At 59.9% G+C, this 13,931-nt stretch carries 12 protein-coding genes; 5 read left to right on the top strand and 7 right to left on the bottom strand.

Features of this window, described 5'->3' with window-relative positions:
- Positions 1–158: 158 nt before the first annotated feature.
- The 7 genes from ABD937_RS01020 to leuS all read right to left on the bottom strand — a co-directional run bounded on the left by ABD937_RS01020 (position 159) and on the right by leuS (position 8,345).
- Positions 159–896, bottom strand: coding sequence for a hypothetical protein (locus ABD937_RS01020; protein ID WP_345252722.1), 738 nt, complete (start codon positions 894–896; stop codon positions 159–161).
- Positions 897–1,233: 337 nt separating this feature from the next.
- Complete coding sequence (locus ABD937_RS01015; protein WP_345252721.1) at positions 1,234–1,935, bottom strand: peptidoglycan DD-metalloendopeptidase family protein; 702 nt, start codon at positions 1,933–1,935, stop codon at positions 1,234–1,236.
- A 56-nt stretch (positions 1,936–1,991) separates the two neighbouring features.
- The gene (locus ABD937_RS01010) at positions 1,992–2,459 is read right to left on the bottom strand and encodes a hypothetical protein (protein WP_345252720.1); all 468 of its coding nucleotides are present in this window, start codon (positions 2,457–2,459) and stop codon (positions 1,992–1,994) included.
- A gap of 182 nt (positions 2,460–2,641) precedes the next feature.
- Positions 2,642–3,115: a hypothetical protein gene (locus ABD937_RS01005; RefSeq protein ID WP_345252719.1), complete on the bottom strand. Its 474-nt coding sequence runs from the start codon at positions 3,113–3,115 to the stop codon at positions 2,642–2,644.
- Positions 3,116–3,136: 21 nt separating this feature from the next.
- The gene (locus tag ABD937_RS01000; RefSeq protein WP_345252718.1) at positions 3,137–3,982 is read right to left on the bottom strand and encodes a DoxX family protein; all 846 of its coding nucleotides are present in this window, start codon (positions 3,980–3,982) and stop codon (positions 3,137–3,139) included.
- Between the two features lie 163 nt (positions 3,983–4,145).
- A complete protein-coding gene (locus ABD937_RS00995; protein ID WP_345252717.1) occupies positions 4,146–5,351 on the bottom strand; it encodes a helix-turn-helix domain-containing protein in 1,206 nt (401 codons plus the stop codon).
- 171 nt (positions 5,352–5,522) lie between these two features.
- Positions 5,523–8,345 carry a leucine--tRNA ligase gene (gene leuS / locus ABD937_RS00990; protein ID WP_345252716.1) on the bottom strand — a complete coding sequence of 941 codons (2,823 nt, stop codon included), beginning with the start codon at positions 8,343–8,345 and terminating at the stop codon, positions 5,523–5,525.
- A gap of 235 nt (positions 8,346–8,580) precedes the next feature.
- Between leuS and ABD937_RS00985 the strand changes: the two genes are divergently transcribed.
- From ABD937_RS00985 to ABD937_RS00965, 5 genes are all read left to right on the top strand, one after another.
- Positions 8,581–9,453 (top strand): cell division protein FtsX, encoded by an 873-nt coding sequence (locus ABD937_RS00985; RefSeq protein WP_345252715.1) that lies wholly within the window; start codon positions 8,581–8,583, stop codon positions 9,451–9,453.
- A 376-nt stretch (positions 9,454–9,829) separates the two neighbouring features.
- Complete coding sequence (locus ABD937_RS00980) at positions 9,830–10,144, top strand: DUF3098 domain-containing protein (RefSeq protein WP_345252714.1); 315 nt, start codon at positions 9,830–9,832, stop codon at positions 10,142–10,144.
- The gene (locus ABD937_RS00975; RefSeq protein WP_345252713.1) at positions 10,141–11,007 is read left to right on the top strand and encodes an undecaprenyl-diphosphate phosphatase; all 867 of its coding nucleotides are present in this window, start codon (positions 10,141–10,143) and stop codon (positions 11,005–11,007) included. The genes ABD937_RS00980 and ABD937_RS00975 overlap by 4 nt, the downstream gene beginning before the upstream one ends.
- A 342-nt stretch (positions 11,008–11,349) precedes the next feature.
- A complete protein-coding gene (locus ABD937_RS00970) occupies positions 11,350–12,729 on the top strand; it encodes an MFS transporter (RefSeq protein ID WP_345252712.1) in 1,380 nt (459 codons plus the stop codon).
- Between the two features lie 116 nt (positions 12,730–12,845).
- Positions 12,846–13,709: an MBL fold metallo-hydrolase gene (locus ABD937_RS00965; protein WP_345252711.1), complete on the top strand. Its 864-nt coding sequence runs from the start codon at positions 12,846–12,848 to the stop codon at positions 13,707–13,709.
- Positions 13,710–13,931 lie beyond the last annotated feature (222 nt).

Here is a 13,931-nt window from a genome sequence, read left to right as displayed (position 1 = left end):
CGACGCCTCCTTTCCCCACCCGCCCGGGAGGGCACAGGGAGGAGGCTCATGCAAAGGCATGCAGTATTACGGAACAGAAGGGGGATACATTCGCGGCACCCGGAGCAGGCGCACCGCAATGACACCTAAGGGTGCCAGCCAGTATAATTACGGTAGGATCAACGACGCACTGCGGCAGCCTGCGTGGCCGCCAACCGGAGCTCGGCAAGCACGCCATCGTAATGCGCCTTGCCGTAAAGGATCAGGATCTTTTTATCTTCCGACCGGAGTACGGTCTGCGCAATGAAGCGATTGCGCTCGTATTGCATCACCTCTTCGAGGAAGGAGCGTCGGCCACTGCCTGCGCCGGAGCAGGAATAGGGCTTGTCGAGGGCCGTATTCAGGTCGCAGCTGTCGAGCAACACCGGAGCATGCTTGAATTCATAGATCCGCACGAGGTCGCTGTAGCTCATATCCACCCAGCGATAGCGCTGCACGCCCATAAGGGGATAATTCGGCTGGTCAACCAGCCCGAGCTGCTTCACCATCTTCTGCATGATCGGATTGTCGTTTTTGGAATACTGCACGCCCACCTGCAGCTTCAGGAGCTTCCGGAACTTCCGGAAGGCGGTGGTATCGAAGGCCGGGCGCGTGTTGGAATCCACCCCGGTAATCGATTCGAGGTAGCAGACAAATCCTTTCGCCTGCAGGTCTTCGACTACTTTTTGCGTGTTGGCATAAAAGGCAGGCCGTGCCAGGTGCATCATGCCAAGGAAATACACCTCTTTGCCTTCGACCGGCAGCGACTGCAGCCGCGGTGCCTCGTCGGTGAGGCCGACCCTGCCGGCAACGTATCGGACGCAGGAACATAAAAAGAGGGGAACTACGAAGATCAGCAGCAGTTGTTGGTTACGCATGGCGTTTAAGGTTGGTTATGGGAAGGGCCTGGCGAAGCCGGACGATGTCGCTTCTTTTAACCAGCTTTCTAAAAAAAGGTTCGACAAATGGAAAAAGCGGACAGAAATTTTTCGCGATGAGCGGCGCAAAAGCAGGCTGGACCCGCATCTGCGGCCATCAAAAAAAAATCAAAAGGGATAGTGCCCGCCGGGCAGGAGCGGCTGCAGCAACCCAGCGGAACGCGGGGCACCGAAAACATAATGGGGTGGACGCGGCAGCGCCCAGCAGCCTTGCCCATAACGGGCTGACACGCAGGATCGTCCGCGGCGGCAGGCGCCGGAAGCACGCGGGCCGGCGTTAATCCGGCTCCCCGACGGCCCGCTCCATCAGCCGCAGCAGCACGTCGGGGTCGGGGCAGTTGGCCATCCATTGGGCCCGCTCCGAGTAGCGGCACACGCCGGGGTAATCACCCTTCCAATCGCCGATGTCCACAATTACCTGGAAGTGCAGGTGCGGCGGCCAGTGGCCGTTCTCCTCCGGCGGACCGAAGCGGGCAACAAGCTCGCCTCCCGCAACGGCGCGTCCTTCCTCTTTATCCTGGAGCGAGGCGAGGTCGAGGTGGCCGTAGAGTGTATGAAACACGAAGCCGTTCAGCTCGTGCCGTAGAATTACGGTAGCGCCGTAGTCGCCGAAGTGATCGTTGAAGGCGGCACTGTGCACGGTGCCGGCGAGGGGCGCATGCACGGGCGTGCCGGCCGGTCCCCAGACGTCGATGCCGAGGTGGAGGCGGCGGGGCTCCTCGCCGGTGTCGAAGTATTCGGAGCGGGCATAGATGGTGCGGTGCTCGCCGTAGCCGCCGATGCCATAGCGCGCTTCCTTGCGGTGCAGCAGGTCTTCCACCCAGGCCGAAAAGAGCCCGGTGCTGGAGAAGGTAGCGGTGTTGAGGTGCGCGTTCCCGGCGGTGAGGTTCATGCGCAGCAGGGCGTCGCCGGGCGCAAGGGGCACGACGGGGTGCAACTCGACGCCGGCAAGGGCTTTTTCAAATTCGTGTTTCTGCATGATGGGGATCTGGAACTGCAAAGAACGCGCTATCCGCACAATTCCGGGCATCCGCCTCAGGCAGGTACGGGCACGGGGCGCTCGAGCTCCGAGATGTCGATCCGCGGCAGCAGCTGCTCCTCGAGCAGGGCCGCAAAGGTCTCGAAGTAGACGATGACGTCTTCGCGCACGTTCTTCTGCAGCCAGCGGAAGCCGCCCGGCAGCCGGTCGAGTACCGCGCGGTCCTGCAAGTATTCGAGGCAGTGGATATCGGTGGGGGTAAGCCCGATTGCTTCGAGGCGGCTCACCAGGAGCGTCACGGGCGCGTCGGTGACGCCGCAATAGTCCTCCGCGATCTCGGTCCACTCGCCGATGCCGGTACGGGCATGGCGTACGATCTCTTCGCGGCTGAGGTGGGTAACTACCTGCAGCACATGGCCGCAGTTGCAGGAGCCGTGGTCGCCCCAGGCATAGGGTGCGCCGTTGCGCAGCTGCTGCGCCGCACCGCGCAGCGCACTGATGAGGGTGAGGTTGGGATAAGCCATGGGAAAAGATTCTGCCCTATCTAACAGCAAACGGCGTGCATAGGTTCGCCGGGCGGGTTCTTTAACGAGTTGTTTTGAAAGGGTGCTCAAGGTTCTGAAGGCTTAAGGGGCTCTTAATGTCCTGGATGAGTCGAGGCCGAAACCTTAAGAACCCTAAAAACCCCAAGAACCTTAAAGACCGATCATCGCCCTTTTCTCGTGAAATGGTACCGGTTCCGGAGAAAGAACCCCGGCTTATGGTCCCACTGCACCTCTTTCCAGATCCCGATGCTGTTGGTCGACCACTGGTGGCTGCGCAGGATGAAGCTGGCCCTCCCCGCATCACGCCCGGCCCCGCCGGTCTTCCACGAGAGGCCTTCGCTGTAGGCCGGGCTGCCGGCATACGAAAGCGTATCGTTATGGTCGTGGTCCGCCTCGGCCGGGTAATGATAGGCCAGCACCACCTGCACCGCGTTGCCGGGGATGGCGCGCACCTCGAGCTCCACCGGTATCGACACCGTATCGTTGCTGCTGTAGTCGAGGTATTGCAAGGTGCCGGCCCAGGCGCCGAGGTACGGAATAAAGGGATCGGGGCTGGATGTTTGCGCGCGGCCGTCCAACGGGAGTACGGCAAAAAGCAGCGGCAGGGCGAAGAGGAACGAACTGATTCGGTTCATAAAATGGAGTTGAGTGGATCTTTATTTCGTTGGGGTGTCGGGTACGTCGAAGGTGGCGGAATAGACCACGGTGTCTTTCCCGTTGAACTGCACGCGGCGGTTGTCTTTCTGATCGAGCTCAAACTGCCCGTCGCGCACGAACTTGACGTCGGTAAAGCCATAGGCAGTGTTGTAGGTAACCGTGTCGGTATACATATCGGTGCCCGGCAGGAGGTGCAGCGCGCGGTCGGTTTCCCAGCTCAGGGGCGCATCGCCACCGCGTACGGCCACCACTTTCGGGGCGGGGCCGGGTACCTGCACCCGGTACACGACCGTTCGTTTCACAATGGGCATCTTGCCGGCGGCCGTGCCGAGCAGCAGGATGCCACCACCCAGCGCGATCCCCGTGGCCAGCCGGAGGCGACGCAGGGGGAACTGGCGTGCTGCCAGCCAGCGATCGACACTGAAGCGCCCGCCGCCCGCAAACAGCACCAGCAGGAAGCACCAGAAAAAGAGCTGCTGGTAGTACATGCCAACGAGGGGCTCCGGCTCGCCATACCAGATAAAGGAGATGATAAAGAACTGGAAGGCCAGCTGCAGGGCCATGGGACGGGTGAGGATGCCGAAGGCGATGCAAATGCCGCCGAGGAATTCGCCCCAGGAAGCGAGGGCCGCCCAGAATACGGGTGACGGAAAATCAAAGCCCATCCCATCCACCATCCGCACGAACCAATCGGGCGAGAAGCCGTCCCGGATCTTGGGAAGGCCGGCGCCGATGGCGAGGGAAAGCCCGAGGTAAAAACGAAAGAGGAGCCAGCCGATGTTGAGTGTGCGGTCGTCGGGAAGCGATTGCCCGAAGAGAAAGGCACGGAGGGAAAAGGAGCGCATAATAAGTGGTTTTGTGTAAGGAGTAGGCCCTGGGCCGTTTGACCACACAAAACTGCCGGATGCGCCGGGCGGCACCGCCTCAGGATCGGTTTTGAGCCAAAGAAAGCGCGTCTCAAAAACCGGGTTCGGGACGGCTCAAATTCGGCGTGCCCGCACCCATGGCTCATTCCAGGCTCCTTACGAAATCGCTGGGCGCCTTGCCGGTATGCTTCAGGAAGGCCCGGTTGAAGGTCGCCTTCGAGTTGAAACCGCAGTCGTAGGCGATGCTCACGAGGGTTTGCCGGAGGTGGGCGCCGGCCGCCAGCTCGTCCTGCACAGCCCGGACGCGGTACCCGTTGATGAAGTCGTTGAAGTTGCAGCCGTATCCTTTATTGATGATGCGCGACAGCTGCGCGGCGGGAAGACCGAGGCGGCCGGCCAGCGCACTGAGGCTCAGCTCCGGATCGCGGTAAGGGGCTTCCCCGGCCAGCAGTGCCTCGATGCGCCCCTTCCACTCCCCGGCAAGCGGATCGGTAGCCGGAGCGGACTCCTCCACGCTCACCGGTATCGGCTCCTCCTCCCCTCCAGCCGGCACGGGCCCTTCGGGCAGCAGCACGGCCTTTTCTTCGGAAAGCAGGGCGCGGTAGCCCACGGTGGCCTGCTGCGCATTGCCGTAGCCGCGGATGGCGATGGCATAGAACAGGACCCCGAAGCCCAGGTAATACCACCAGGAGTCGGAATAATCGGTGAAGCCGGCAAGCGATACCAGGAAAAAGACGACACGCAGGAGGAGCATCGCGAGGAAGGCCAGGAGAAAGCGGCGCACCCAGCGGAAGGCGAGCCCTTCGGCATTGGACGACACCTGCAGCATGAGGAGGCGAAAGTGCTGGTAGTAGCGCAGCGACCCGTAGCCATAGGTCACCATCGACACGAATCCCGCGAGCTGGTACCAGAGGGAGAAGTCCGGGTCGGAGCCGTCGGCGAGGAACCAGTAGCGGCGCAGCACGAGCTTGTCGGTAACTACGATCACCCCCGCGTAAGCGAGGTAGGCAACGGCGGGCAGGCAGTGCAGCGCGGCGCGGCGGTTGAAGCGGAACGAGGGGTTCAGGAGGCTTTGTACGTAGAAATACACCAGGGGCCCGAGGGCGAAGAGGTGCTGAAAGGGAATGTAGAACAGCAGGTCGCGGTAGGGCTGGTTGTCGTACCAGCCGGCGAAGCCGAGCATCCAGGGGGCGATGTGGAGCACGCAGAGCAGCAGGAAGCCCGCAAGCCACCCATCGGAGCGCCGCCCTTCGCGGAGCCCGCGTTGCGCAAGCAGGCCGGCATACACGAGGCCATGCACGAAGAAGATGAGCAGCGGGGCGGAATATTGGTTGAAGTCGAACAGCAAGGAAAAGGTTTAGAGGGGTTAAGGAGGTTTAGGAAGGTTGGTGGCAGGGGCGGTGGTTCCCTGAGCATTGCTGCGGGTAAGATACGGCACCCATGAAAAAGGCGCCCCGCGGGAGGACGCCTTTTTGATTTTTACTCCCGAAGCTTCGGGATGAATTTTGACTTTGTGGAACTACACTACCACGTTGATCATCCTGCCTTTCACAAACACCAGCTTCCTGAGCGGCTTTCCTTCCATCCACTTCTGCACGGTTTCGTTGGCAAGCACGAGGGCCTGCACCTGCTCCTCGGTAGCGTCCAGGGCGATGTCGATCTGCGCGCGCGTTTTACCGTTGATGGACACGGGGTACTCCTTGGAGGCTTCCACGAGGTACTCTGCATGGAAGGCCGGGAAGGGCGCGTCGAGGATGGAGCCCTCGTTTCCGATGGCCGACCAGAGCTCGGCGCTCACGTGCGGGGCGTAAGGAGCCAGCAACACGAGCAGCGGGGCGAGGATGTCCTTTTTCGTGCACTTCAGGTCCGACAGCTCGTTGACGGCGATCATGAAGCTCGACACACTTGTGTTGAACGAGAAGCGCTCCGTGTCTTCCTCGATCTTCTTGATGGTCTTGTGTAATACTTTGAGCTCGTCCTTCGTCGGTGCCTCGTTCGTTACCTGCAGGCCGGCCTCATTATAGAACAGGCGCCAGAGCTTTTTGAGGAAGCGGTGCACACCCTCGATGCCCTTCGTGTCCCAGGGCTTCGACATCTCCACGGGACCGAGGAACATCTCGTACATGCGGAAGGTGTCGGCACCGTATTTCTCCACGAGTACGTCGGGGTTCACGGTGTTGAATTTCGACTTCGACATCTTCTCTACTTCAGAGCCGCAGATGTACTTCCCATTCTCCAGTATGAATTCGGCATCGGAAAAATCAGGCTTCCACTTTCTAAAGGCTTCGGTGTCCATTTCCACTCCGTCGACAAAGTTCACATCCACGCGGATCTCGTCGACCTCGTATTGATCTTTCAGTCCGGCGGATACGTATTGGTTGCTGCCGCGAACGCGGTACACAAAGCGCGACGATCCTTGTATCATCCCCTGGTTCAGCAGGCGCTTGAACGGCTCGTCGAACGATATGAGCCCAAGGTCGTACAGCGCCTTCGTCCACATGCGGGAGTAGAGCAGGTGGCCCACCGCGTGCTCGGTGCCGCCTACGTAGAGGTCTACCTGGCGCCAGTAATCCGTAGCTGATTTCGATGCGAACTCGGTGTCGTTGTGCGGGTCCATGTAGCGGAGGAAGTACCAGGAGGAGCCGGCATAGCCGGGCATCGTGTTGGTTTCCAGGTTGCGCTCCGTCCAATCTTTCACCTCAGACAGGGGGCCCTCGCCTTCTTTTCCCGGGCCGTATTGCTCCACGTGCGGGAGCTCGAGCGGCAGCGCGCTTTCGGGCAGCGGGTATGCCACGCCATCCACCCACTTGATCGGGAAGGGCTCGCCCCAGTAGCGCTGCCGGCTGAAGGCGGCGTCGCGGATCTTGAAGTTGGTCTTGCGTGTGCCGATGCCCTGTGCCACGAGCTTGTCGATCACGGCCTCGATGGCTTCCTTCGCCTTCATGCCGTTCACGAAGTCCGAATCGTGCAACACGAGGTCCTTGGAGGTCACCGCGTCTTCGCCGGTGTAGGCGTCGCCGAAAATGTTGGTGATGGGAATGTTGAAGTGCTGCGCGAACTTATGATCGCGCTCGTCGCCGCTCGGCACGGCCATGATGGCGCCGGTGCCGTAACCCGCGAGCACGTATTCGGAGATCCAGATCGGAATTTTCCTGTCGGAGAACGGATGCTGCGCATAAGCGCCCGTAAACACGCCGGAGATCTTTTTTTCCGCCATGCGCTCGCGCTCGGAGCGGCTCTTCACATAGGCCACGTATTCCTCGACGGCGGCACGCTGCTCGTCGGAAACGATCTCCATCACGAGCTCGTGCTCCGGTGCCAGCACCATGAAGTCGACGCCGAAGATCGTGTCGGGTCTTGTTGTATAGACGTCAATGGTCAATGGTGAATGGTCAATGACCTCATCCCCCAACCCCTTTTCCGGGAGAGAAGGGGAGATCAGCTCAAACGTGATCTCGGCGCCCGAGGATTTGCCGATCCAGTTGGATTGCATCTCCTTCATGGCGTCGGAGAAATCAACGGTCTGCAGTCCTTGAAGCAGACGGTCGCCGTACTCGGTGATGCGGAGGTACCATTGGCGCAGGCGCTTCTTGATAACGGGATAGCCGCCGCGCTCACTCACACCATTTACGACCTCGTCGTTGGCCAGCACGGTGCCGAGGGCCTCGCACCAGTTGACCTCGCCGTAGCCGCAATAGGCCACGCGGTATTCCATCAGGATAGCCTGCTGCGTTTTCTCGTCAAAGGACTTCCATTGTTCGGCTGTAAACCGCTCCGGGAAATGGATGCTGTTGTCAGCCTGAGCCTTGCCGAAGGCGGGAATGGGATGCGCAGCGTTGCCGTCCTTTTCAAAGGCGACAATAAGCGTATCGATCTTTTCGGTCTTGTTAGACGCGCGGTTGTACCAGCTGTTAAATAGCTGCAGGAAGATCCACTGCGTCCACTTGTAGTAGCGCGGCTCGGAGGTGTTGACCTGGCGGCTCCAGTCGAAGGAGAAGCCGATCTTATCGAGCTGGCCCCGGAAGGTGCCGATGTTCTTCGCGGTGCTCACGGCGGGGTGTACGCCGTGCTCGAGGGCATATTGCTCGGCGGGAAGGCCGAAGGCGTCGTAGCCCATCGGGTGCAGCACGTTGAAGCCCTTGAGGCGCTTGTAGCGCGCGAAGATGTCGGAGGCGATGTAGCCGAGGGGGTGGCCCACATGAAGGCCGGCGCCGCTCGGGTAGGGAAACATGTCGAGCACGTAGTACTTCGGCTTCGACGCGTCGTTGGTCACTGTATAGGCGTTGCTGTCGGCCCAGTGTTGCTGCCATTTCTGTTCGATCGCTCGGAAATTGTATTCCATTTCTGATTCCTGTACCGGAGCTGCGGGCACGGGATCTTCGTGCGCCTTCGGGTCTCGGTGTCTTTGTGGTTCAAAAAGTGAGCGGAGCGAACCGGGGCAATAAGCCCGGGCCGACCGCCGTTAGAGGGGCAAATTTAGCCCTTTCGCCCGTTTGGTTTTGACAAAGCTTTAAGCGACCGTCCGTCCCCATTGAGCGCAATGGCCTATTTTTGTTCACTTCCAGAAAACCTCTTGCATGGCACAATTCGGCAAAGCCTCTTCGAAGCGCGGCAAACCTTCCTACTTCATGTCGGTCCTGGGCGTTACCATCGTCCTCTTCCTGCTGGGGCTCCTCGGCTGGCTTGGCATCAACTCCAAGAAGCTGATGCAGCACTTCAAGGAGAGCCTGCAGGTGCAGGTGTACCTGAAGCCCAACGTCAACGAGCGCGACCGCACCGCCCTGCAGGATTCGCTCGAGCGCCTCCCGATGGTGAAGAGCGTCGAGTACATCGACAAGGACGCGGCCAAGCGCGAGTGGCTCAAGGCCGGCAACGAGGACTTCACCGGCTTTCTGGAAGAGAACCTGCTGCCGACGAGCATCAACTTCAACCTGAAAGAGCAGTTCGTGGACTCCGCCAACGTGGCCGCCGTGCAGTCGGGGCTGTCGCGGCTGCCGATCGTGGACGAGGTGGTGTATTCGAAGGGCGTCGTGGGCGCCATGCAGCGCAACTTCCAGGTGGTGACGCTCGTGCTCCTCGTCATCGTCATCATCGTGGCCATCCTGGTCATCATCCTCATCGACAATACGATCCGCCTCGCCATGTTCTCGAACCGCTTCCTCATCAAGACGATGCAGATGGTGGGCGCGACGCGCGGCTTTATTGCCCGTCCGCTTAATATACGGGCCGTGCTCAACGGCGCCCTTGCGGCCGTCATTGCCACGGCGGTGCTGTATGGCGCCATCCTCCTGCTGGAGAGCTTTGCGCCCGGCATCTCGGCCCTGTTCGACCGCGAGCTGTTCTTCCTGCTCTTCCTGGGCCTGCTGGCCATCGGCATCTCCATCACCTTCATCTCCACCTACCGCTCGGTGCGGAAATACCTGAAGATGAAGCTGGATGAGCTGTACTAACGGCTCCGGCCCCGGCCCCAGCGCTACGCGCGCAACCTTCGCTTCGCTCGGTTGACCCCGAAGGGGGAACTTAGGTGGAAGCTACTTTCTTAGTTGAACCATTTCCTAAAGCAGTTTTATACGAAAGCTCCGACACAGTCGGGGCTTTCTACGTTAAGTTTTGAATGAGAGCAAATGAATACATGAAGTAGAAGGGATGGCTGGGTGGCTACAAAGGCCCCACTTCATTTGTTCGTATGCTCATTTGCTCATGTATTCAAATTCCCGAACCCAGGAACGCTTCCCTTTATTAAAGAAAGTAACGGCCTAAGTGCCCCCTTGGGGGGACAGGGGGCAGTTACCCCATTAGCACATTAGTCCGTATCTTGCCCCCCTTATGAAGAGCAAACGTTCCCCGCTGACGGAAAAAGAAACGCTTCGCCTGAGCGACAAGCCCCTGTTCGGGCGCGAAAACCTGCTGTGGATGGCCATCGGCGCGGCCGTGATCATCCTGGGCTTCCTGCTCATGGCCGGCGGCGGCTCCGACGATCCCAACGTATTCAATAAGGACGAGGTATACGGCACGCGCCGCATCACCATCGCGCCCATCGTGATCCTCATCGGCCTCGTGATCGAGATCTATGCGCTGTTCCGCAAGCCCCGCATCGTAGTTGAGAAGACGACCACCAGCACTACCTCCACCACCGTATGACCCTGCTCGAAGCCATCGTGATCGCCGTGGTGGAAGGCCTCACGGAGTTCCTGCCCGTGTCGTCCACCGGACACATGATCATCGCCTCCTCCTTCCTCGGCATCGAGGAAGGCGCCTTTACGAAACTGTTCGAGGTGGCCATCCAGCTCGGCGCCATCTTCGCGGTGGTGCTCGTATATTGGCGCAAGTTCTTCCAGTTCACCAAATGGGAGTTCTATGCGAAGCTGGCCGTGGGCGTGATTCCTGCGCTCCTCTTCGGCTTCCTCTTCAACGACGCCATCGACGCCATGCTGAGCAGCCAGCTGATCGTGGCGGCGAGCCTCCTGCTGGGTGGCATCGTGCTCCTCTTCATCGACAGGCTGTTCCCGCAACCGTCGCAGCCGCCCTCAGACATCCTGGCCACGGAGACCACCCAACGCGAGGTCATCGAGGCCGACGACCGGCTTACCTACCCGAAGGCCTTTATCATCGGGCTCTGGCAGGTGCTGGCCATGATCCCCGGCGTCAGCCGCAGCGCCGCCTCCATCATCGGGGGTATGCAGCAGCGCCTCACCCGCAACTTCGCCGCCGAGTTCTCCTTCTTCCTGGCCGTGCCCACCATGGCCGCCGCCACGCTTTATTCGGTGTTCCTCAAGAAGTGGGACGTGAACGGCACGGAGCAAAAAGGCTACGAGCTCATCATGGCTACGTCGGAGAACATGAAGGCGTTTCTCGTTGGCAACGTCGTGGCCTTTGTAGTGGCACTTATTGCCATCAAGTTCTTCATCTCGGTGCTGAAACGTTATGGCTTCCGCATCTTCGGTATCTACCGCATCGTGCTCGGCGCGATCCTGCTGGTCCTGATCGCGATGGGCAAGCTGTAGGTTTCCCGCGCCGCCGGCCGTAGCCTATGGCGCGGAGGCCGGCAAAGGTGCAACGAACGCGAAAACATATCAGGCCGCTCCCACCGGGGCGGCTTTCTTCTTTGATATACTTAAAACCCCATGGCTGAAGCCATAGGCTGGTGCATTTCGAATACCCACGGCTGAAGCCGTGGACTGGTGAAAATCGAAAACCCATGGCTGAAGCCATGGGCTGGTAAGGAACAACCGTCCTGCATTACCCCATCATCCCATTCCCCCATTCTCCCATTACCCCATTAGCACATTAACCCATTATCCCATTAGCACATTAACCCATTACCTTTAGCCCTCAAATACCGCAGCATGCACACCGCCACCGAAGCCGCATCTGTCCTGGAGCCGGTTGTCCAAAAGACCGCCCCGAAAAAGGTGATCAACGCCTGGGCCATGTACGACTGGGCCAACAGCGCCTACAACCTGGTGATCACCTCTACCATCTTCCCGGCGTACTACGAGGCCATCACCTCCAGGCGCGACGACGCGGGCAACGTGATCCGCGACCAGGTGACCTTCCTCGGGCGCACCTTCGTCAACACTTCGCTCTATACCTATGCGCTGGCCATTGCCTTTCTCATCGTGGCCCTCATCTCGCCGCTGCTCTCCTCCATTGCCGACACCCGGGGCAACAAGAAAACGTTCATGGCCTTCTTCCTGACGATGGGCTCGCTGGCCTGTGCGGGCCTGTTCTTCTTCACGCCCAACTACCCCCACTTCCTCTTCCTCGGCATCGTGTGCATGGTGATCGCCTGCATCGGCTACTGGGCCTCGCTCGTGTTTTACAATTCCTACCTGCCCGAGATCGCCGCGCCCGAAGACCGCGACCGCATCTCGGCCCGCGGCTTCTCGTACGGCTATGTCGGGTCCGTATTATTACAGATCGTCTGCTTCATCTTTGTTTTCTTTCCCGGCATCCTTGGCGGCGGACAAAAGGGCAACTATATCGAGTTCCAGGCTTCCTTCCTGGCCGTGGCACTCTGGTGGTTCGGGTTCGCCCAGCTGCCGCTGCGCCGCCTGCCTCGCCCCGTGGTGTCGGACAGGCCTCGTGGGGCCCTGCTCTCCGGCTACCAGGAGCTGCGAAAGGTATTCGGCCAGCTGACGCACATCCCCGTGCTGAAGCGCTTCCTGACCTCCTTCTTCTTTTACAACATGGGTGTGCAGACCGTGATGCTGGCGGCTACCCTGTATGGCAAGAGCGAGCTGCGGATCCCGACCACCAACCTGATCATCGCCATCGTGATGATCCAGCTCATCGCCGTGCCGGGCGCCCTGCTGATCTCGCGCCTCTCGGGCAGGATCGGCAACATCAGGGCGCTGATGGTCTGCGTCGTTTTCTGGATCGGCTGCTGCATTGCCGGATGGGCGCTGCCGGTTGGCGGCATCTATGAGTTCTACGGGCTCGCCGCCGCCGTCGGCTTCGTCATGGGCGGCATCCAGAGCCTGAGCCGCAGCACCTATTCGAAGCTGATGCCCGTAACCCGCGACACCACATCCTTCTTCTCCTTCTACGATGTCACCGAAAAGATCGCCATCGTCATCGGGATGTTCTCCTTTGGCTTTATCATCGAGCTCACCGGCTCGCAGCGCGCCTCCGTGCTCTCGCTCGTGGGCTTCTTCGCCGCCGGGCTCGTGGGGCTTTTCTTTACGTTGAAGAAACAGCGTGCGGAAGTCAAAATTCAAAACTAAAAAGTCAAAAAGGGGCTTCCAACCATCCTGAACCCGACTGAACCTTCCTGAACCACGGAACCTTCCAAAACCTCCCGAGGCTTCGGGACAAAACCTTCCAAAACCTTCAGAACCCGATGAACCTTTACTCAATAGAAACCGGAAACTTCAAGCTCGACGGAGGCGCCATGTTCGGCGTGGTGCCCAAAACGATGTGGCAGAAGATCAACCCGCCCGACGAGAACAACCTCTGTACCTGGGCGATGCGCTGCCTCCTGATCGAGCACGAGGGCCGACTGGTGCTGGTCGACAACGGCATCGGCAACAAGCAGGACCCCAAGTTCTTCGGCCATTACTACCTCCATGGCGACGACACGCTCGACAAGAGCCTCGCCGCACACGGCTTTCACCGCTCCGACATCACCGACGTATTGCTCACGCACCTGCACTTCGACCACTGCGGCGGCTCCATCGAGCGGCAGGGCGACAAACTGGTGCCGGCCTTTGCGAACGCCACCTACTGGAGCAATGAAAAGCACTGGCAATGGGCCGTGCAGCCCAACGACCGCGAGAAGGCCTCCTTCCTGAAAGAGAACATCCTCCCGATCCAGGAGAGCGGGCAGCTGCGCTTCGTCAACGCGCCGGAGGCACCGGCCGACGGACGCCTGGCTACGGTGCCGCTCCTCGAAGGCGTGTCGCTGCGGTTCGTGAACGGGCACACCGAGAAGATGATGCTCCCACAGATCGAGTACAAGGGCCGCACGATCGTGTTCATGGCCGACCTCCTGCCCTCGGCGGGGCATATCCCGATCGCCTACGTAATGGCCTACGACACGCGCCCCCTCACCTCGCTGCAGGAAAAGAAAAGCTTTCTCCAGGAAGCCGCCGCCGGCAACTACATCCTCTTCTTCGAGCACGACCACCAGCGCCAGTGCTGCGAATTGGTGGAAACCGAGAAAGGCATCCGCATGGGGAGGGAACTGAGGATCTCAGATCTTTGATCGCGGATCTGGAATCTATTTCAGGAGTTACTTTTTAGTCGCTCGGTGACATGCTGCAAGGCGGGAACGAACAGTTGAACAGGGAATAAGGAACAGGGAACACGGAAGGCTGTAAAAGGTAAAAAAGTGTTTTCTTACCGCTAAGAAAAGAAGGAGCTAAGGATTTCGCTGGGCAGAGATGTTTATTGGTCAGTTGGTAAGGGGCGCACCTGTGCGGCATAT

It is taken from the genome of Flaviaestuariibacter amylovorans, from assembly GCF_039541815.1.
GTDB classification, from domain to species: Bacteria; Bacteroidota; Bacteroidia; order Chitinophagales; family Chitinophagaceae; genus Flavisolibacter; species Flavisolibacter amylovorans.
The sequence above is the reverse complement of the archived record's forward strand: the minus strand, read 5'-3'. Positions and strand labels throughout refer to the sequence as shown.

What these genes read in the sequence shown, in the direction of transcription:
- ABD937_RS01020 (WP_345252722.1), bottom strand. Translation starts at nt 896, where the DNA reads ATGCGTAACCAACAACTGCTGCTGATCTTCGTAGTTCCCCTCTTTTTA.
- ABD937_RS01015 (WP_345252721.1), bottom strand. Translation starts at nt 1,935, where the DNA reads ATGCAGAAACACGAATTTGAAAAAGCCCTTGCCGGCGTCGAGTTGCAC.
- ABD937_RS01010 (WP_345252720.1), bottom strand. Translation starts at nt 2,459, where the DNA reads ATGGCTTATCCCAACCTCACCCTCATCAGTGCGCTGCGCGGTGCGGCG.
- ABD937_RS01005 (WP_345252719.1), bottom strand. Translation starts at nt 3,115, where the DNA reads ATGAACCGAATCAGTTCGTTCCTCTTCGCCCTGCCGCTGCTTTTTGCC.
- ABD937_RS01000 (WP_345252718.1), bottom strand. Translation starts at nt 3,982, where the DNA reads ATGCGCTCCTTTTCCCTCCGTGCCTTTCTCTTCGGGCAATCGCTTCCC.
- leuS (WP_345252716.1), bottom strand. Translation starts at nt 8,345, where the DNA reads ATGGAATACAATTTCCGAGCGATCGAACAGAAATGGCAGCAACACTGG.
- ABD937_RS00985 (WP_345252715.1), top strand. Translation starts at nt 8,581, where the DNA reads ATGGCACAATTCGGCAAAGCCTCTTCGAAGCGCGGCAAACCTTCCTAC.
- ABD937_RS00980 (WP_345252714.1), top strand. Translation starts at nt 9,830, where the DNA reads ATGAAGAGCAAACGTTCCCCGCTGACGGAAAAAGAAACGCTTCGCCTG.
- ABD937_RS00975 (WP_345252713.1), top strand. Translation starts at nt 10,141, where the DNA reads ATGACCCTGCTCGAAGCCATCGTGATCGCCGTGGTGGAAGGCCTCACG.
- ABD937_RS00970 (WP_345252712.1), top strand. Translation starts at nt 11,350, where the DNA reads ATGCACACCGCCACCGAAGCCGCATCTGTCCTGGAGCCGGTTGTCCAA.
- ABD937_RS00965 (WP_345252711.1), top strand. Translation starts at nt 12,846, where the DNA reads ATGAACCTTTACTCAATAGAAACCGGAAACTTCAAGCTCGACGGAGGC.